Genomic DNA, 18,267 nt, shown 5'->3' with positions numbered 1-18,267 from the left:
CCTCAAAAGTAATTATAATTTTAAAAGAAACGGAACCTGAAATGTCTCAAAAATTCAACATACTCTGGGCTGACGATGAAATCGACTTGCTCAAACCTCATATTCTTTTTTTAGAACAGAAAGGATATGCTATTACTACTGTGAATTCTGGTGTGGATGCTATAGAGGAGGTGGAATCCAAAAATTTTGATGTGATCTTTCTGGATGAAATGATGCCTGGAATGACTGGACTTGAAACTTTGCAGCAAATCAAGCAAATCAAACCTCAAGTACCTGTGGTAATGATCACAAAAAGTGAGGAAGAACATATCATGGACGATGCGATTGGTGGCAAGATCGCGGATTATCTGATCAAGCCAATTAACCCAAATCAGATTTTGCTCTCTGTGAAGAAGCTGCTTCAAAATAAGCAATTGATCGACGAACGCACTACCCAAAGTTATCAGCAAGATTTCATGAATATAAGCATGGCTTTTGGTGATGCGGAGGATCATCAAGATTGGGCAGAAATCTATCGAAAGTTGACGTATTGGGAAATGCAGATCGATGATACTGAAAATAAAAACATGCTTCCTGTATTAGAATCTCAGAAGATTGAAGCGAATTCCAATTTTTGCAAATTCATAAAAGAGAATTACTTAGACTGGATGGAAGAAAAAAATCCAGTGAAACCTCTGCTCTCTCATCAGGTGATGAAGAAAAAAGTTTTCCCTCAGCTCAAAGAGAAAAAGCCTCTTTTCTTTATTGTGATTGATAATTTCAGGTTAGATCAGTGGGAGGATATTGAGTCAATCATTGCGCCTTATTTTAATATAAAAGACAAGGATACCTATTATAGTATTTTGCCTACTACTACAGCCTTTGCGCGGAATGCGCTCTTCAGTGGTATGATGCCCATGGATATGGCACGATTCTATCCAAATTTCTGGGAAGACGAGGATTCAGATGAAGGTAAAAATAACTTCGAGGAAGAGTGGTTGAAGATCAATTTGGAGAAAAACCGACTTTCAATCAAGTCTAGCTATAACAAAATTATTCAAGCCCATCAGGGCAAAGCTGTACTGGAGCAATTCCATACTTTTCTTCAAAATGACCTGAATGTATTGGTTTACAACTTTGTGGATATGGTTTCACATGCGAGGACGGATATGAAAATGATCCGGGAACTAGCGCCAGATGAGTCAGCTTACCGATCTTTGACTACAAGTTGGTTTGAGCATTCCTCTTTATTTGAATTATTGAAAAAGATCCATGATGCTGGAGCCGAAGTGATCATCACCACTGATCATGGAACTAAGCGAGTGAATAGACCCTATAGAATCATTGGAGATAAAAATGTGACTACAAATCTCCGGTATAAGCAAGGCAAAAATCTGAATTTTGAACAAGGCAAAGTTTTTGAAATCAAAAAACCTGAAGACGCTAAGTTGCCTAGATTGAATGTTTCTTCTACGTATGTGTTTGCAGTAGAGGATTATTTCTTTGCATACCCCAACAATTACAATTATTATGTGAACTTCTATAAGGATACCTTTCAGCACGGCGGTGTATCTTTGGAGGAAATGATCATTCCGATCGTTCATTTGTCACCTAAATAATTGAGCATTTGACCCACTTTACATACGAGCTAACGGATATTGAAAAAGCGGTTAAGGTTGTGATAGGAGCGGCTGCTGATGAGAAAGTCTGGGTGTTTCAGGGCGATATGGGAGCTGGAAAAACCACTCTCATAAAGGCACTTTCCAAAGCATTTTCAATCACAGATCAAGTAAGCAGCCCTACTTTTGGGATCGTAAATCATTATGAAAATCAAAGCGGTGAGATTTTTTATCACTTTGATTTTTATAGGATGGATGATCCTACCGAAGCCTTGGATATCGGAATAGAAGAGTATTTTTATAGCGGAAATTATTGTTGGCTAGAATGGGCTGAAAAAATAGCTGCATTTTTGCCTGATAACTTTTTCCTAATTCGGATCAGCAATGACTCCGAGACAAAACGAAGCCTAAAATTACAACACATTGAGAATGCCAGCTGAAATAGATCAACTAACAGCCGTGGGACTAATCCCAAAAGAATCTCCATCGAAGGTTAGAAACAGAGATCACTCTTTGGTAATTGGACTGCCTAAGGAAGTCTCAACTCAAGAAAAGCGCATAGTAATCACCCCAGAATCGGTTGGGTTGCTTTCAAATAATGGTATAAGTGTAGTCGTGGAAGCAGGAGCTGGCTTGCAATCAAAGTTCTCAGACCAGGATTTTTCGGATGCAGGCGCAAAAGTCACCAGTTCCAAGAAGGAAGTCTTTGAGTCACAAGTAGTATTAAAGATCGATCCACCTACAGAGGAGGAGTTGGGCTTTATGAGTACTGGCAGTTGTTTGATATCTGCATTGCAGCTTGAACGACAAAGTCAGGAGTTTATTCAAACACTCAATCAAAAGAAAATCACGGCTGTGGCATTTGAATATCTGGAAGATAAGGTAGGTGGAATGCCGGTAGTTCGGGCAATGTCAGAGATTGCCGGAAGTACTGTAATGTTAATTGCTGCAGAATACCTGTCTAGTGAAAACAATGGCAAGGGGTTAATAATGGGAGGGGTGACGGGAGTGCCGCCTACGCAAGTTGTGATCATAGGAGCTGGGACCGTTGCAGAATATGCTGCAAGAACCGCTTTGGGATTAGGTGCAAATATTAAGGTTTTTGATAATCATATATATAAACTCCGAAGGCTAAAACAGCTTCTCGGTCAGCAGATATATACTTCTACGATTGACAATTTCAGTTTGAATCAAGCGCTTTCTGAAGCAGATGTGGTAATTGGTGCTTTGCGGGCAGAGAAGGGTCGGAATAAAATTGTAGTATCTGAAGAAATGGTAGCCAACATGATGCATGGAAGTATCATTATTGATGTAGCAATTGATCAGGGTGGTTGTATAGAAACAGGAAGGATGACATCACATGATGAACCTGTGTACCAGGTACATGATATTATTCATTATTGCGTCCCGAATATAGCTTCACGTGTAGCTAGAACTGCGTCTTATTCTTTAAGTAATATTTTTACACCACTTATTCTTCAAATGGCAGACTTAGGCGGTGCCGAAGAGATGATTTTCAACTACAAATGGTTTTTGAGGGGAGTGTATACTTATAGAGGGAGCTTGACTAATGCCTATCTAGGTAGGAAGTTTGGTATCAGCCATAAAGAACTTCAGTTGTTATTGGCTGCTAGGTATTAGTAATTAAGAGAGAAGATTTTGTCTTAAAATAAACTCTAGCTGATCATTTGCCTTGATTAATGCCTTAGTTAAAATCTCGTTTTCTTTGCGGAGTTGATATATTTCGTAGGCATTTTTGATAACAGTCCTTAGATAATCTTCTTCCCAAGGCTTAGTTAAATAGTGATAAACTTGACCTTTATTGATCGCGTCAATTACAGCTTGAATATCAGTATATCCAGTAAGTAAAATCCGAATTGGGTTTGGGTAAGTAGGAATTATTGATTCTAAAAATTCAACACCGGTTTCACCAGGCATTCTCTGATCCGTAATAATAATATCTATATCCTCTTTGGAAAGAATTTCCCGGGCTAACGGAGCGTCAATTGCAAGGAAAATTTGATAGTCTCTTCTGAAAGTTGCCTTGAATGCCTGAAGATTATTTTCTTCATCATCTACATAGAGGATTTTAATTTTTTCTTGAGGCTTGGTTTCCATCTGACAAATTTGTCTAAAATCTATCGATCCGTTACAATCAAATAGATTTTTTTATAAAAATAAATCTATCACTAATTTATGAAATTGTGTAAAGTATAGTACAAAAAAAAAGTTATACTATAAAGGGTATTAAAAAATTGGACTTATAGTTGAAAAAATTAACTTTACTCCACTTTATCACCCCTGATAGTAAAAAATGTTTAGTAACACACAGATTTATCTTGAAGATCAAGTGTTTCCATTGATCTTTAAACCAACAGATTTTTCGGATTCAATGATTTTCAAGGAGTTGTTTAATAGTCCCGAGGTCCGCTTAGTTGATCAGTTAGATGATCAAGTAGGAGAACTGCTGAAGGCTATTAACCCTTCCAGATCATTTTCAGAGACCGAATTATCAGCTTTGGTTACACAGTTTTTTATTGACCATCAAAGGGATAGCTATGGCAATTGGGTTTACTTTCCCTGGAAGAAGGTACTTGTAAGGTTACTTCCTGAAGAAGATTTTATTCGAGTAAGGACGCAACGCAACAATTATAAAATCACTCCTTACGAGCAGCAAGAGTTAAGGAAAAAGAAAATTGGGCTCATCGGACTCTCTGTAGGTCAAAGTATTGCGTTTGCTATAGCTTTAGAGAGAGGATGCGGAGAATTGAGATTGGCGGATTTTGACACGTTGGAATTGAGTAATCTCAATAGAATCAAGGCTGGAGTGATAGATCTGGGAGTTGAGAAAGTTGTTTTGGCCGCGAGAGAGATTTCGGAAATTGATCCCTACTTGAAAATCACCTTGTTCAGAGGCGGTATAAGCGAATCCAACATCGAAGACTTCCTGTCCAACGGGGGAGATTTAGACTTGTTGATCGATGAGTGTGATAGTTTAGATATTAAAGCATTGGCCAGAGAAAGGGCGCGGGCTAAGAGAATTCCTGTTCTTATGGAAACATCAGATCGTGGAATGTTGGATGTAGAGAGGTTCGATTTAGAGCCTAAAAGAGAGATTTTTCATGGCTTAATGGGGAACCTAAATTATTCAAATCTTCAAGGCCTGACTAGCCAGCAAAAAGTCCCTATGGCCCTAAAAATAACGGGTATCAAAACTGTTTCTACCCGAATGAAAGTCTCCTTGCTAGAAGTGAATCAAACCTTAGCTTCATGGCCACAACTTGCTTCCGCAGTTTATTTGGGAGGTGCCTCAGTTTCACATGCTTCACGAAAGTTGCTACTTGGTGAGAAATTAGAATCTGGGAGGTATTATGTAGATCTTGATGAATTAATTAAAAAAGATCACGAAACAATTTCTTTTAACACAAGCAAATCTGAAAAAACTGAGGCTGAATTTATTCGTCTAGTTCCAAAAGGTGATCTCACTTCTGCCTATATATTGGCTAAGAAAGAACTGATTTTTTTGATTGAAAAGGCAAATACGGCTCCTTCAGGTGGTAATTGCCAGCCTTGGAAATGGATATTTGATCAAAGAGGAGTGCTGCATTTGATTCATGATAAAGATAAGAGCGAGTCTTTTTTGGATTATCTAGGAACTGGATCCCTACTCGCTTTTGGTGCAGCATTGGAAATAATCAAACTAGTCACTGCTGACTTGAGCATAGATATTACTGTCCACTATCATATTCATGATTTTGGCGAAGATGCAATAGCATCAATTGTCTTTAACTCAAAATCGGATAAGCCGATTTGTATTTCTAATGGTAGTTTAGTTAAGGGGATAGATCTGAGATGTACTAATCGCAAAAATGAAAAGAGAGAGCTTATAACTCCTGAGGAAATACAGGAGTTCAAATCTTTAGCCAATGAGCTTGGAATTACTCTTGAAGTGAGCGATTATGTCGAAGATTTAGAAAAACTTGCCCCAATTCTTGGAGGAATGGATCGCTTGCGTTTATTACATGATCAAGGGTATTCAGATTTCATGAATGAAATCCGTTGGTCTGATGATGAAGCTAAAGACACAAAAGATGGTATTGATATAGCCACGTTAGAATTGGGAAACACTGAGAGAGCCGCTATTGGGTTAGTTCGTGATCCTGGGACAGTTGAGTTTTTCAGGAAAAATGATTTGGGGTATGGATTGACCAAAATTTCCGATCAAACGATACTTACATCTTCAGCAGTCATGATGTTAGAGGCTGATGAATACAATCCAGAGGCCTTTTTAAAGTCAGGTGCAGCCTTACAGAGGATTTGGATGAAAGCAAACCTATCTGGATTTAGTATTCAACCTGTGTCAGCCTCTTTATTTATTTTTCATAGAGTGAATCGCCAGGAGAATACAGGGTTTACACCATCAGAAAAATCACAAATTTTACATTTCAAAAGCCAACTCAATACTATATTTAATCTCAATAAGCTAAGGGAGGAGATGTTTATGGTAAGAATAAACAAAGCAAGTGATCCGTCAATGCGTGCTTTTAGAAGGGATGTTTCAGAAAGCTTGATTATTCTATAGATCAAATGTTTAAACTTATTGCATTTAAGGCAGTCGATGACCCAGAAAGGTGTCAAAAGTTTATAGAAGGACACACTCAGGTACTTGAAAGTATCGGTGTGAAAAAAGTCACTTCTGCCAATAACTCATGGGTAATGAATCCTGATGTGATAGTGGTAATAGTGGAGTCTGTTGAAGATAGTTTGATCTATGGCGGAGCAAGAGTTCATAAAGCTAATTCTCAATTTAAACTACCTATAGAAGAAGCAATAGAAGATCTTGATAATTCTATCAAAAACATTATTAGTGAGGATATAGATTCGGGTACAGGTGAAATCTGTGGCTTATGGAATTCACGAAAAATAACAGGATTAGGGATTGGAGCTATATTTATGTCAAAAGCATGTCTTGCATTAGCGCCAAAGTTAGGTCTCACTTCTCTGTATGCTTTGTTGGCGCCAACCACCGTCAAGTTAGGGCATGAAACTGGTTATGAGATTTTAACCCAGATTGGCAATAATGGTACTTTTTATTATCCAAAATTGGATCTGATAGCTACCGCGATGAAGTTACATGACGCTATTAACCTTCCCCTAACTTCTCCAGAATTTAGAGAGTCAGTGGAAATGATTCGCAATAATGATCGATTAGTGATAGAGGAGAATTATCGTGGAAGAAAAGTAATGCTTGAATATACATCTTACATAGAATGACAAAAATATTTTTATACCTCACTTGTTTAGCTCTTCTTTCTTCTTGTGCTATGAAGTCTAATAAGCAGGATTTTAAATTCTTGGGCTATGTCTTGGAATCAAAATCTGTAAACGATATAGAATCTTTTATTGATTACGATTCTGATTCACTTTTGCCTATCAATAATCAGTACATCTCATTAGGACATTTTGAGAAATCTCTTTATATAAAACTGATAGTTAGGGATGATCTGTCAGACGAAGTTTTCCTAAGCTTTAGTAACCCGATGTTAACTGATATTGAGGTTTATGATGCTAATGCTGAGCTTGTCGCCTCACTTGGCAGGATGAATTTTGTAAAGGATGATTATGGGAGCTTTTTTAATATTACAAGACTTTCTCTGAAGCAAGGATTAACCTATTACGTTAAAATAAGTAGTTATGGAAGTGTTACAGTGCCCATTGACCTTTTTGACGAAAGTGATTTTCAGCTAACAATAGATGAGAGGAATGTATTGTTTGGGGTGTATTTCGGTATTGTTGTTGCCATGTTTTTCTACAATCTATTTCTATGGTTCTCCACTAGGGATAAGATATATGGGATATATATTACCTATATCTTAGTTGTAGGGATGACACAGGGAGTTATAGCAGGGTATTTAGATGTTTATCTTTGGCCAGAAAGTGTGTTTTTGAAACAAAATTCTTATTTTTTATTTACCGTTTTAGTAAATATAGTTGGGATTTATTACTCTCTTAAGTTTTTGATTATTAAGGATTTCAATAAAAAACTGTGGGATGTAGGACTGTCTATTATAGGTATTTATATTTTAGTTTTTTTAGCCTTCTTGTTTGATCTAGGATCTATTAATTCACGAGTTCGGGTTTTACAGGTGTTTTTAGGAATAGTCCCTTTCTATCTCCTTTTCATCTCTATATATAGCTTTAAAAAGGGGTATAGACCTGCTAAATTTTTCCTGATTTCTTGGTCTTTGTTAATTACGAGTATGATTATTTTTTTACTTACAGATCTAAATATTTTACCCAATAATTTCTTCACCAATTATATATTTACTTTTGGTTCTGCATGTGAAGCGCTTTTACTTTCTTTTGCGCTAGCCGATAAAATCAATATCCTTAAGAAGGAAAAGGAAAAAGAACAAGCAGAGCGCCTATTAATCCTGGCAGAAAATGAACAACTGGTTCGCGAGCAAAACATAATGCTAGAGGACAAGGTTAAAATTAGGACTGATGAACTTGAGCAAGCACTTCGTAATCTTCAGAATACCCAGAGCCAGCTGGTAAATCAAGAAAAAATGGCTTCCCTTGGTCAACTGACTGCGGGAATTGCCCATGAGATCAATAACCCTATCAACTTTGTAAGTTCTAATATCATGCCGCTGAAACGGGACTTAAAGGACATTATGGAAGTAATAGAGTTTTATAGAACCACAGGAGCAAAGGAGTTTACATTGGATTCGCAGAAACAAGCCAAGCAACTTGAGGAGGATTTAGAGCTTGATTATGTCTTGGATGAAGTGGAGCAATTGCTAAAAGGAATGGATGATGGTGCTAGGAGAACAGTAGAAATAGTAAAAGGACTCCGATTATTTTCCCGTGTAGATGAACAGGATATGAAGAAGGTGGACATTCACGATGGGATTAATAGTACGGTTATCTTATTGAACAGCACGATGCCTCCCAAAATCCGTGTCATTCGCGATTTCGCTGAGTTGCCTTTGGTAGAATGTTTAGCGGGTAAAATCAACCAGGTATTTATGAATATCATTAATAATGCAGTTCATGCCTTGGCTGACCATATAGAGACCATTGATGATCCTAAAATAGAACTTAGGACCAGATCATTAGGAGATTTTGTTACTATTGAAATTATAGATAATGGTCCAGGTATGCCTGAACAAGTGAAGCAAAGAATCTTTGAACCTTTTTTCACTACCAAAGCTGTTGGTAAAGGAACAGGTTTGGGGCTTTCAATAGTTTATTCTATTATTGAAAATCACAAAGGAACGCTGGAAGTAATTACGGAAGAGAGCCAGGGGACTACATTTAAAATAACCCTTCCTATTTATCAAAGTACCCAACGCTATGAATGATAAAATTCATGTCCTCTATATAGATGATGAAGACAATAATCTAAAGTCTTTTAGAGCTACTTTAAGAAAGGACTTTAAAATTTATACCGCCATTCATGCTGATGAAGGGTTAAAAATTGCCAGAGAGCAAGAAATCCATGTGGTTATTGCTGATCAGCGAATGCCAGGGATGACTGGTACGGAGTTTTTCGAAGAGTTGGTTAAGTTCAATCCTGATCCTATCCGAATATTACTTACTGGCTATTCAGATATAGCTTCCGTGATAGATGCTATCAATAAGGGAGAGGTATATCGATTTATAGATAAGCCATGGAATATCGAGCAGATTAAAAATTCCATCAAAAATGCTGCAGATATATACTTTATGCGGCGAGAACTGAAGGATAAAAATCTAAAACTCAAGAAGCTTCATTCTGAGATGAACCAATTTGTTTACAGTTTATCTCATGAATTAAGAGGTCCGCTGATGAGTATTTCAGGTGTGTCGAAGCTGGCCAAAATGGAACTCAAAGATCCTGCTGCTAATGAGTATTTTGACATGATAGATAGCGCAACTGGTAAGTTGGACGACTTCATCTACAAAATGCTAGACTTCTACAGGTCCACTAAAATTGACAATAAAGTTTCCGAAATTAATTTTAATGATGTAGTCAATCAGCAATTAAGTGCCTACAGATTAAAGTTTATGATTGATCATATTCAGATTGATATTCGTATCAACCAAGCGCATGCTTTTTTCTCAGATGATTCTAAAATTCGGGTAATACTCAATAACCTCTTTAGCAATTCAGTCCAATTCCAGAAAGGAGATCAAAGTGACAACAAGATAGGTCTGAGTATAGATGTAGCCGAATCAGAGGCTATCATTACCCTATCAGATAATGGAATAGGAATAGAGGAAAAACATCATCTTGATATCTTTAATTTATTTTCCCGAGCTACTCAAAAGAATGTTGGGACAGGTTTAGGACTCTATATGGTCAAAGAAGCCGTAGAGCAAATGGGAGGGAAAGTTAATTTGGAGTCTGTGTTTGGAGAAGGGGCTACGTTCAAAGTCACCTTGCCAAATATGAAATAATAGGATGTTTCTGGGCATTTTCACGCTAAACTGTATCTTTGCACGTGCTTTGTGAGAAGCTTAACTTTTTACTAACTAATTCAAAATATTATGATTAATCCCTGGCATGACGTCAACATTGGGAAAAATGCCCCTGAATTTGTAACAGGTGTCATTGAAATACCTAAGGGTAGCAAAGGAAAGTACGAGTTGGATAAGAAAACCGGCATGCTGATGCTAGATCGAGTGCTCTTCTCTGCGGTTCATTATCCTGCAAATTATGGATTTATTCCACAGACTTTCTGTGAAGACCATGACCCATTAGATATTCTGATTATTTCTCAAATCGATATTCCTTCCATGTGTTTGGTAGAAGCCAAAGTGATCGGTGTGATGCGAATGATTGATGGAGGTGAAGCAGATGATAAGATCATTGCAGTAGCTGCTGGTGACCAGTCGGTAAATTATATCGATGATATTGACGACCTTCCTCCGCATTTGATGAAGGAAGTACATAGATTCTTTGAGGATTATAAGAAACTCGAAAATAAGGAAGTGAAAGTAGAAGACTTCCTCGGTAAAGAAGATGCAATGCGAATCATAAGAGAAAGCGTTGATCTTTACGATTCAAATTTCCGAACTAGAAAATAATGGAAAGCCTGAGATAGACCTCAGGCTTTTTTACTTTTCACCTTTTGTTTACTGGCTTTTTTAGCCAAGTAAGCCACCAAGTCTTTATAGGCTTCATGCTCGTGATTGGATACAGAGATGGATTGACGGTCTGTGAAAGCAATGGTTACCTGCCGGAATTCTTTTTTATTTGCTAGCACGATTTCCTCTTCCCATGCTAGAATCTGGGTAACTGGATATGTTTTGCTGTATCCTCTCAGGGGCAATTTGACTATGATCTGGTCTCTTCCTGCTGTAATAAACCGGTATCCGGCAAGCATTTTTACCAAAAGCATCAAGATTACCAAGGTGATCAGGGTGCAGGCAATCAGGTAGAACCAGATTCCAAAACTCCCTTTGTAGGCAAAGTCTCTGAGGATAAATATCAACCCGGAAATAAGAATCAGCAGCACCAGGCTTAATGAAATGTAAGTGGATAATTTTGGTTTAATAACCAGCATTTGAATTTTGGATTTCTATTAATTTCTCTCGTGCAAAAGTCTCCAATTCCTCGAAAAAAGCGAAGAATATGACTTGAAATTCTTCTTCTTTCTCCTGTAAAGTAAGATGTGCCACTTCCATTTTGGAGTCAAAGCGCGTTCTGCGGGACATTCCAATTAGTGTTTGTTGGATGCCTTCAATTTCTCCGTATTTCAAAAGCCAATTGTCCTGCACCATCCATTTAAACATGCTTGCAAAGCGATCTGGGAAATACTGTTGGTAGCGGTTTAATGTAGCAAATGTGTTTTGCGTAAATTCTGCCAAGGGTAAATCGGAGTATTTTGACCAATTTTTTGCCAGGAAGTAATCAAAGTAAATATCTGTAATCACCGTGGAATAATGACCGAATTTAGGCCTCAGATAACTCTGCCCTGCTCTTACAAGCGAGTGTGAATCGGTAAACATGTCTATTTCCCGATGGAGTTTAATGCCATTCCGGACTTGCAAAGGAAAGTTATTCATCATTTTCCCCTTCACAAAATCCCCAATGAAATTACCTACTAGCACTTCATCTTGGCCAAATGAAAGATATGCGTGTGCTAAGTAGTTCATAGGAATTGCTAGGTGTGGAAAACACGGATGGTTTTCATTAGTTTCGGGCTAAAATACACATTGATGGACAAAGTCACGGAGGAATTAAAGAAAGGTCTGAAACTTTTAAAACTGGAATGGCAGGAAGATCTCGCCCAATACAAACAGAAATTTCTAAATTCCTCTCTCGCAGACAAGAAAAAATCAGGAATCACCTGGCATCCAATCCAGCTCAAAAAGAGCAAAATTGGAATGGGGGAGCGGCTGCTGGTAGAAGTGGAGCGCTCAGATTCTAACTATGCTTCTGCATTTAATTCCGGCAAATCTGTATCATTTTTTACTACTCATGAGTCTTATGATGCTTCCGATAACCGGGTGAATGGTGTGATCAATTTTGTAAAGCAAAATACCATGACCGTCACGTTGCAAGCTGATGAATTGCCAGAATGGATGCATGGCAGTAAGCTGGGAGTTGATTTGCTCTTTGATGAGGCTAGCTATCGGGAAATGGAGTTCGCACTGAAGAAAGTTATCTCGTCTGAAAACAAGCGGGTTGATGAACTGAAAGCTATTTTGCTGGGTGAAAAAGTGCCTCAGTTTTCTGAAATGCGCATTTCTCCAAAAGCCAATCTCAATTTCTCGCAAAATCAAGCTTGTGAACTTATCGCAAATGCGAAGGATGTGGCGGTAGTCCATGGCCCTCCTGGTACAGGAAAGACAACCACCTTGATCGAAGCTATTCAGGATGCCGTGATCGCTGGAGAATCAATTTTAGTGTGTGCACCAAGTAATGCTGCGGTGGATTTGTTGGTAGAGAAATTGATTGATCGGGGAATTGAAACGCTACGTCTTGGACATCCAGCTCGGGTGGAGGAAAAAATTCTTAACCAGACCTTGGACGCCAAAACGGCCTTTCACACAAGCTACCGAGATCTGAAAAAGCTTCGCAAAGAAACCGACCAATACCTGAAACTTGCTAAACAATACAAACGCAACTTTGGTCACGAGGAGCGAGCTCAGCGCAAGTTGATGTATGCAGAAGTTTCCCGGCTGCGGGAGGCATCCAAATCGCTGGAAGAATATATTCAGTACGATATTTTTCAGAGGACAAAGGTTATTACAAGTACACTAGTCGGCGCATCGTCTTACAATCTGAAAGGGATGGAATTTGACGTAGTCTTTATTGATGAGGCAGCCCAGGGATTGGAAGCCGCGACATGGATTCCGATCTTGAAGGCCAAGAAGGTGGTTTTTGCAGGCGATCACTGTCAACTGCCGCCAACTATCAAATCCTATCAGGCAGCAAAAGATGGGCTTGCCGAGACGCTTTTTGAGAAAGTGATCGCTAGAAAACCCCAAGCCGCGCAAATACTACAGGTACAATACAGAATGCCTGAAGTGATTATGGGCTTTTCTAATGAGCAATTTTACGATGGGAAATTGATTGCTGATGAATGTACGAAAGCTCATGTTTTTCCAGCAGAAAATGCGGTCATAGAATGGATCGATACAGCCGGAGCAGGCTATACTGATCAGCAGGAGACAGAAAGTCTGAGTACCTTCAATCCTGAGGAAGCCTTATTCGCGGCTAACTATCTAAATGATTTGGTGGAAAGAATTGGGATAACCAATTTCCAACAAGAAGGTTGGACTATTGGACTGATTGCGCCCTATGGAGCGCAGGTGCGGAGATTGAGAGCATTGATTTTTGATACGGGCGATTACCCAAGTTTGCATGCACTTAAAGAGCTAATTACCATAGATACTGTGGATGGGTTTCAAGGTCAAGAACGGGATCTGATGATGATTTCCCTTACCCGGTCTAATGAGAAGGGGGAAATAGGATTTATGGCTGATGCACGTAGGATGAATGTGGCCTTGACCCGTGCAAGGCGCAAGTTGGTGCTGATCGGAGATAGCAGTACGCTGGCTCAGCATCCATTTTTCGATAAATTACTTCAGTATTTTGAGAAGCATGAAGGGTATAGGAGTGTGTGGGAATTTATGGGGAATTGAAGAATCAGAAGATTTTACAATCCCTATTTCATCAATTCTTCGAAATAGAATTCTTCACTTTGTAATGATAGCTCAGTGTGCTGAGGACGTCTCCATAAGCGTCCGCTGACTTCAATTGCTCATCGGTTACTTTCTTCCCAAGAAGCCTGCAAAGCAATAAGCCGTAAACTCCATTCAGGCAGATTTGAATTTCATTTCCCAAGTCTTGGCCTTCTGCTTGCATTACTGCTTCGAGGATAAATGGTTTGGCCTTTCCATAAGCTTCAAAATAGGTTGGGTCAGTTTTGAGCAGATTCCAGTGGATTTGGGCTAGCTCAGAAACTATCACATTCAATTCCTCCAAATGTCCTTTTTCCAAAATATCCTGAGATTTCATCTGGGCTAGAAGTTTTAAATACCAAACTGTTATCTCCTTTTTCGCATCCTCCGAAACGGGATATTTCTCCACTACAAAGGTTTTGATTTCATCAGCATTTCCTTGGTAAGATCGGATCAGGTCCTCCATTTGGTACATGTAGATAATGTATTCGGCAATATTGTTGGACTTTTTGTTTTCGGCTACTGACTGCATTTTACTGGATTTTGAAAGTGCAAAGTTAGGGAATACTGCACTATTGCGAGGGAAGAATGACCGAAGCAATCTTTAATACCTTGAGATTGCTTCGTCGTTCGTCCCTCACTTCTCGCAAAGACGAAGGTCACTAGTCGAATTGGGTCGTCGAAACTTGATCATTGAGTTTGAAAATTCTCTTATCTACTAGATATTTACTACTTTTGCGCCAAGAATGGATATGCAAAAAATAAGGAATTTCTGTATTATAGCCCATATTGATCATGGGAAAAGTACATTGGCGGATAGGTTACTGCAGCAAACCGATACTGTCGCAGATCGCGATATGCAGAACCAGTTGTTGGATAATATGGATCTGGAGCGAGAACGTGGGATCACGATCAAGTCCCATGCGATCCAAATGAAATATACTCATGAGGGGGAGGTTTACACGCTCAATCTGATTGATACTCCAGGTCACGTGGATTTTTCATACGAGGTTTCCCGGTCTATTGCTGCCTGTGAAGGTGCTTTGTTGATCGTGGATGCATCTCAGGGTGTGGAAGCACAGACTATTTCCAATTTATATTTGGCCCTTGGTCATGATTTGGAAATCATTCCGGTATTGAATAAAATTGATCTTCCTGGTGCAGATCCGGAGGCAGTTGCAGACGAAGTGATTGACTTGATCGGCTGCGATAGAGAAGATATTATTTTAGCCTCCGGCAAAACAGGTGTAGGTATTGACGATATCCTGAAAGCTGTGGTGAATAGAATTCCTGCTCCAAAAGGAGATCCGGATGCACCGCTTCAAGCGATGATTTTTGACTCGGTTTACAATCCATTCCGCGGTGTGGAGGTAATTTTTAGAATTTTCAATGGTACGTTTAGCAAAGGCGATAAAATCAAATTTGTCAACACAGGGAAGGAATACGAGGCGGATGAAATTGGGATTTTGGGACTAAACCAAATACCTCAGCAAACCATGAGCGCCGGTAACGTAGGTTACCTGATCTCTGGAGTAAAAGTAGCCAAGGAAATCAAAGTAGGTGATACCATCACACATATTAAAAGACCTTGCGATAAAGCTATCCAAGGTTTTGAAAACGTGAAGCCAATGGTTTTTGCAGGTATCTATCCTGTAGAGACTACAGACTATGAAGAGCTTCGCTATTCGATGGAGAAGCTTCAGTTGAATGATGCTTCCCTAGTATGGGAGCCTGAGACTTCCATGGCTTTGGGCTTTGGATTCCGTTGCGGATTCTTGGGAATGCTTCACATGGAGATTATTCAAGAGCGTCTGGAACGTGAATTTGATATGACTGTGATTACCACGGTGCCTTCGGTTCAGTTCAAAGCGCTGATGACCAATGATACCTATCAGGTAATCAATGCACCATCAGATATGCCGGATCCAACGAGGATGAAGCATATCGAAGAGCCTTATGTGAAAGCTTCCATTATCACTGCCTCTGAATATGTAGGAGCAGTGATTACACTTTGCATGGACAAGCGTGGGCAGATCAAAAATCAGATTTACCTGACTTCTGAGCGTGTGGAACTTACTTTTGATATGCCTTTGGCGGAGATTGTCTTTGACTTCTTTGATAAGCTGAAAACTATTTCAAGAGGCTATGCTTCCTTGGATTATGAACTGAAAGGCTACGAAGTTTCACACATGGTAAGACTTGATGTGATGCTAAACGGTGAGCCGGTCGATGCACTTTCCGCAGTAGTTCACAGAGATAAAGCATACGATTGGGGCAGAAGACTTTGTGAGAAATTGAAAGAACTTGTACCTCGTCAGATGTTTGAAATCGCTATTCAGGCAGCAATCGGACAGAAAATCATTGCCAGAGAAACAGTGAAAGCTTTGCGTAAAAATGTATTGGCGAAGTGTTATGGTGGTGATATATCCCGTAAGCGTAAACTCCTGGAAAAGCAGAAAAAAGGTAAGAAGCGAATGAGACAAGTCGGTAACGTCGAGGTGCCTCAGGAGGCATTTATGGCCGTGCTGAAGTTAGATTAACTCGAAGATGGTTTCTGCCACTTCAACATTCAATATTCATCATTCGGTGTTCATTATTTATGCATTTTAATATCGAATGTAGAATACTGAATTTCGAATAATGAAGTAAAGTTTTATCACGGACGCTAAATATCAAATAAAGAAATAATTCTCTAAGGACGAGCTGCTAAAAATATTTGCCCATGGAAAGGAAATATGATTTAGAGAATCGATTAATCGAGTTCGCTGCTGCTATTATTTCCTTTACCGATTCCATGGTGAATTCCAAAGCTGGAAACCATATGGCAAATCAGCTTCTCCGAAGTGGTACTTCACCAGCTCTGAATTATGGGGAAGCGCAGTCTGGAGAATCCCGAAAGGATTTTTCCATAAGATGAAAGTGGTGCTGAAAGAACTGAGAGAAAGTGGTGTAGCCATCAAGATTATTGAAAAAGCTAAGCTTCATCTGGATAGTCAAGCAATAGTTGGTCTACAGAATGAATGTAACCAGTTGATTTTAATCTTTGTTAAAAGTGTGGAGACTGCTGAACGAAATAATAATTAAATAGCTTCTAAGATGCTTTATAATATAATTCAAGGGTTGGAGTTCCAGAGGATCTCGTAAATCCAAAATCGTAATTCGTAAATCAAATGATCTTAATTGACGGGAAACTCACCTCATCACAAATCAAATCAGAAATTGCTGCTCGGGTAGCGGAAATCAAAGCCGAAGGAGGCAAAACTCCCCATCTAGCGGCTATTCTCGTGGGCAGTGATGGTGCCAGCCAAACTTATGTGAATGCAAAGGTGAAGGCTTGTGGAGAATGTGGTTTTGAATCCACCTTGGTGAGATTGGATGACAATGTCTCTGAAGCAGAACTGCTGAAAGTAGTTGCTGATATCAATGAAAATCCGTCAATCGATGGATTGATTGTTCAGCTTCCTTTGCCTAAGCATATTTCTGTGGAGAAAGTGACCGATAAGATCAAGCCTGAAAAGGATGTGGATGGTTTTACCCCTGCAAACGTAGGACGTATGGCTTTGAACTGGCCAGCTTATGTGGCGGCAACTCCTTATGGGATCATCGAATTGCTTAAGAGATACAATATTGAGACATCAGGCAAGCACTGCGTGGTGATCGGTAGAAGTCATATTGTTGGAAGTCCGATGAGTATTCTCATGGCTAGAAATGGCTATCCTGGAAATGCAACGGTGACACTGACTCATAGCCGAACTGCCAATCTTCCGGAAATCACCAAAACTGCTGATATCCTGATCGTAGCTTTGGGCAAACCTCATTTTGTCACTGCCGATATGGTCAAGCCTGGTGCGGTGGTAATCGATGTGGGAATCCATAGAATCGAAGATGCCAGCAAGAAGTCTGGTTTCAAATTGGTTGGAGATGTGAAGTTTGACGAAGTAGCTGAGATTGCTTCTGCGATCACTCCGGTGCCGGGTGGAGTTGGACCGATGACGATAGCGTCTTTGCTATACAATACGCTCTTGGCGGCAGAAAAGAAAGTTTACGGGTGATAGTTAGTTCTGTTCGTGGAACACGAACAGAGGCCTAATGGTAATTCCAAAGAAAATAAACGTAAAAGGTTTGAATCGGATTTGCATGGAATAGGCAAGTCGGGTACTTTTGCAATCTGTTAACCCGCGCACGTGGTGAAACTGGTAGACACGCCAGCTTGAGGGGCTGGTGCTTTAAGTAGTGTGGAAGTTCGAATCTTCTCGTGCGCACATAAAGGTCTTGATCGTTTATTCGGTTGAGGCTTTTTTATTTATAATTTTGGATATTTAACCGCGGTGGACGCAGAGTTTTTCGCGGAGGTCGCTGAGTTATCCTGCTTCTCCAGAAGCTGGACTTGTTTATTTTCGCGTACCTCGGCTTGTGGCTGCCTTGCAGGACTAACAAATAGAAATAGGGAAACGTCTTGCACGAACGGTGGAACGGAATAGTTTTGTTT

Annotated in this window: 16 protein-coding genes and 1 tRNA gene; 13 read left to right on the top strand and 4 right to left on the bottom strand. The window is 39.5% G+C overall.

Going from position 1 to position 18,267, the window contains the following annotated elements; all coding sequences use genetic code 11:
- Nucleotides 1-41 precede the first annotated feature (41 nt).
- The 3 genes from porX to SYJ56_RS18420 are packed head-to-tail and all read left to right on the top strand — an operon-like array spanning nt 42 to nt 3,239.
- Entirely contained in the window at nt 42-1,598 is a 1,557-nt protein-coding gene (gene porX, locus SYJ56_RS18430) for a T9SS response regulator signal transducer PorX (RefSeq protein WP_323836684.1), read from the top strand.
- A gap of 8 nt (nt 1,599-1,606) precedes the next feature.
- Nucleotides 1,607-2,038, top strand: coding sequence for a tRNA (adenosine(37)-N6)-threonylcarbamoyltransferase complex ATPase subunit type 1 TsaE (gene tsaE, locus SYJ56_RS18425; protein WP_416377812.1), 432 nt, complete (start codon nt 1,607-1,609; stop codon nt 2,036-2,038).
- Nucleotides 2,028-3,239 (top strand): alanine dehydrogenase, encoded by a 1,212-nt coding sequence (locus tag SYJ56_RS18420; RefSeq protein ID WP_323836682.1) that lies wholly within the window; start codon nt 2,028-2,030, stop codon nt 3,237-3,239. Before tsaE ends, SYJ56_RS18420 begins: the two co-directional genes overlap by 11 nt.
- 3 nt (nt 3,240-3,242) lie before the next feature.
- Here SYJ56_RS18420 and SYJ56_RS18415 read toward each other — a convergent pair whose 3' ends face one another.
- A complete protein-coding gene (locus SYJ56_RS18415; RefSeq protein WP_323836680.1) occupies nt 3,243-3,716 on the bottom strand; it encodes a response regulator in 474 nt (157 codons plus the stop codon).
- A 196-nt stretch (nt 3,717-3,912) separates the two neighbouring features.
- On the opposite strand from SYJ56_RS18415, the gene SYJ56_RS18410 reads away from it, so the two are divergent.
- The 5 genes from SYJ56_RS18410 (at nt 3,913) to SYJ56_RS18390 (ending at nt 10,673) form a co-directional block, all read left to right on the top strand.
- The gene (locus SYJ56_RS18410; RefSeq protein WP_323836678.1) at nt 3,913-6,180 is read left to right on the top strand and encodes an Rv1355c family protein; all 2,268 of its coding nucleotides are present in this window, start codon (nt 3,913-3,915) and stop codon (nt 6,178-6,180) included.
- 5 nt (nt 6,181-6,185) lie between these two features.
- Nucleotides 6,186-6,872, top strand: coding sequence for a hypothetical protein (locus SYJ56_RS18405; RefSeq protein WP_323836676.1), 687 nt, complete (start codon nt 6,186-6,188; stop codon nt 6,870-6,872).
- Nucleotides 6,869-8,965 carry a 7TM diverse intracellular signaling domain-containing protein gene (locus SYJ56_RS18400; RefSeq protein ID WP_323836674.1) on the top strand — a complete coding sequence of 699 codons (2,097 nt, stop codon included), beginning with the start codon at nt 6,869-6,871 and terminating at the stop codon, nt 8,963-8,965. The genes SYJ56_RS18405 and SYJ56_RS18400 overlap by 4 nt, the downstream gene beginning before the upstream one ends.
- On the top strand, nt 8,958-10,043 hold the full coding sequence (locus SYJ56_RS18395; RefSeq protein WP_323836672.1) for a hybrid sensor histidine kinase/response regulator: 1,086 nt from the start codon (nt 8,958-8,960) through the stop codon (nt 10,041-10,043). Before SYJ56_RS18400 ends, SYJ56_RS18395 begins: the two co-directional genes overlap by 8 nt.
- 90 nt (nt 10,044-10,133) lie before the next feature.
- Nucleotides 10,134-10,673 carry an inorganic diphosphatase gene (locus SYJ56_RS18390; RefSeq protein ID WP_323836670.1) on the top strand — a complete coding sequence of 180 codons (540 nt, stop codon included), beginning with the start codon at nt 10,134-10,136 and terminating at the stop codon, nt 10,671-10,673.
- Between the two features lie 20 nt (nt 10,674-10,693).
- On the opposite strand, the gene SYJ56_RS18385 is transcribed toward SYJ56_RS18390, so the two are convergent.
- Together SYJ56_RS18385 and SYJ56_RS18380 are read right to left on the bottom strand one after the other, a co-directional pair.
- A complete protein-coding gene (locus SYJ56_RS18385; RefSeq protein ID WP_323836668.1) occupies nt 10,694-11,152 on the bottom strand; it encodes a hypothetical protein in 459 nt (152 codons plus the stop codon).
- Nucleotides 11,139-11,744 (bottom strand): acyl carrier protein phosphodiesterase, encoded by a 606-nt coding sequence (locus SYJ56_RS18380; protein ID WP_323836666.1) that lies wholly within the window; start codon nt 11,742-11,744, stop codon nt 11,139-11,141. The genes SYJ56_RS18385 and SYJ56_RS18380 overlap by 14 nt, the downstream gene beginning before the upstream one ends.
- 63 nt (nt 11,745-11,807) lie before the next feature.
- Here SYJ56_RS18380 and SYJ56_RS18375 point away from each other — a divergent pair, with 63 nt between their 5' ends.
- The gene (locus SYJ56_RS18375; RefSeq protein WP_323836664.1) at nt 11,808-13,739 is read left to right on the top strand and encodes an AAA domain-containing protein; all 1,932 of its coding nucleotides are present in this window, start codon (nt 11,808-11,810) and stop codon (nt 13,737-13,739) included.
- 31 nt (nt 13,740-13,770) lie between these two features.
- Here the strand turns inward: SYJ56_RS18375 and SYJ56_RS18370 are convergent, their stop codons facing one another.
- The gene (locus SYJ56_RS18370; protein ID WP_323836662.1) at nt 13,771-14,310 is read right to left on the bottom strand and encodes a DUF4924 family protein; all 540 of its coding nucleotides are present in this window, start codon (nt 14,308-14,310) and stop codon (nt 13,771-13,773) included.
- 214 nt (nt 14,311-14,524) lie between these two features.
- Here SYJ56_RS18370 and lepA point away from each other — a divergent pair, with 214 nt between their 5' ends.
- From lepA to SYJ56_RS18350, 4 genes are all read left to right on the top strand, one after another.
- Entirely contained in the window at nt 14,525-16,318 is a 1,794-nt protein-coding gene (gene lepA, locus SYJ56_RS18365) for a translation elongation factor 4 (RefSeq protein WP_323836660.1), read from the top strand.
- A 182-nt stretch (nt 16,319-16,500) separates the two neighbouring features.
- Nucleotides 16,501-16,695 carry a four helix bundle protein gene (locus SYJ56_RS18360; protein ID WP_323836658.1) on the top strand — a complete coding sequence of 65 codons (195 nt, stop codon included), beginning with the start codon at nt 16,501-16,503 and terminating at the stop codon, nt 16,693-16,695.
- Between the two features lie 253 nt (nt 16,696-16,948).
- Nucleotides 16,949-17,830 carry a bifunctional 5,10-methylenetetrahydrofolate dehydrogenase/5,10-methenyltetrahydrofolate cyclohydrolase gene (locus SYJ56_RS18355; protein WP_323836656.1) on the top strand — a complete coding sequence of 294 codons (882 nt, stop codon included), beginning with the start codon at nt 16,949-16,951 and terminating at the stop codon, nt 17,828-17,830.
- A gap of 126 nt (nt 17,831-17,956) precedes the next feature.
- Nucleotides 17,957-18,040, top strand: a tRNA-Leu gene (locus SYJ56_RS18350).
- The last annotated feature ends 227 nt before the right edge of the window (nt 18,041-18,267 follow it).

The sequence above is a fragment of the Algoriphagus aurantiacus genome (genome assembly GCF_035156405.1).
GTDB lineage: Bacteria > Bacteroidota > Bacteroidia > Cytophagales > Cyclobacteriaceae > Algoriphagus > Algoriphagus aurantiacus.
This window is presented reverse-complemented; position numbering and strand designations above follow the sequence as displayed.

Excerpts from the sequence above, each read along its gene's own strand:
- SYJ56_RS18400 (WP_323836674.1), top strand. The coding sequence starts at position 6,869 with ATGACAAAAATATTTTTATACCTCACTTGTTTAGCTCTTCTTTCTTCT.
- SYJ56_RS18380 (WP_323836666.1), bottom strand. The coding sequence starts at position 11,744 with ATGAACTACTTAGCACACGCATATCTTTCATTTGGCCAAGATGAAGTG.
- SYJ56_RS18395 (WP_323836672.1), top strand. The coding sequence starts at position 8,958 with ATGAATGATAAAATTCATGTCCTCTATATAGATGATGAAGACAATAAT.
- SYJ56_RS18405 (WP_323836676.1), top strand. The coding sequence starts at position 6,186 with ATGTTTAAACTTATTGCATTTAAGGCAGTCGATGACCCAGAAAGGTGT.
- SYJ56_RS18410 (WP_323836678.1), top strand. The coding sequence starts at position 3,913 with ATGTTTAGTAACACACAGATTTATCTTGAAGATCAAGTGTTTCCATTG.
- porX (WP_323836684.1), top strand. The coding sequence starts at position 42 with ATGTCTCAAAAATTCAACATACTCTGGGCTGACGATGAAATCGACTTG.
- lepA (WP_323836660.1), top strand. The coding sequence starts at position 14,525 with ATGGATATGCAAAAAATAAGGAATTTCTGTATTATAGCCCATATTGAT.
- SYJ56_RS18375 (WP_323836664.1), top strand. The coding sequence starts at position 11,808 with ATGGACAAAGTCACGGAGGAATTAAAGAAAGGTCTGAAACTTTTAAAA.
- SYJ56_RS18370 (WP_323836662.1), bottom strand. The coding sequence starts at position 14,310 with ATGCAGTCAGTAGCCGAAAACAAAAAGTCCAACAATATTGCCGAATAC.
- SYJ56_RS18385 (WP_323836668.1), bottom strand. The coding sequence starts at position 11,152 with ATGCTGGTTATTAAACCAAAATTATCCACTTACATTTCATTAAGCCTG.
- SYJ56_RS18420 (WP_323836682.1), top strand. The coding sequence starts at position 2,028 with ATGCCAGCTGAAATAGATCAACTAACAGCCGTGGGACTAATCCCAAAA.
- SYJ56_RS18355 (WP_323836656.1), top strand. The coding sequence starts at position 16,949 with ATGATCTTAATTGACGGGAAACTCACCTCATCACAAATCAAATCAGAA.
- SYJ56_RS18390 (WP_323836670.1), top strand. The coding sequence starts at position 10,134 with ATGATTAATCCCTGGCATGACGTCAACATTGGGAAAAATGCCCCTGAA.
- SYJ56_RS18360 (WP_323836658.1), top strand. The coding sequence starts at position 16,501 with ATGGAAAGGAAATATGATTTAGAGAATCGATTAATCGAGTTCGCTGCT.
- SYJ56_RS18415 (WP_323836680.1), bottom strand. The coding sequence starts at position 3,716 with ATGGAAACCAAGCCTCAAGAAAAAATTAAAATCCTCTATGTAGATGAT.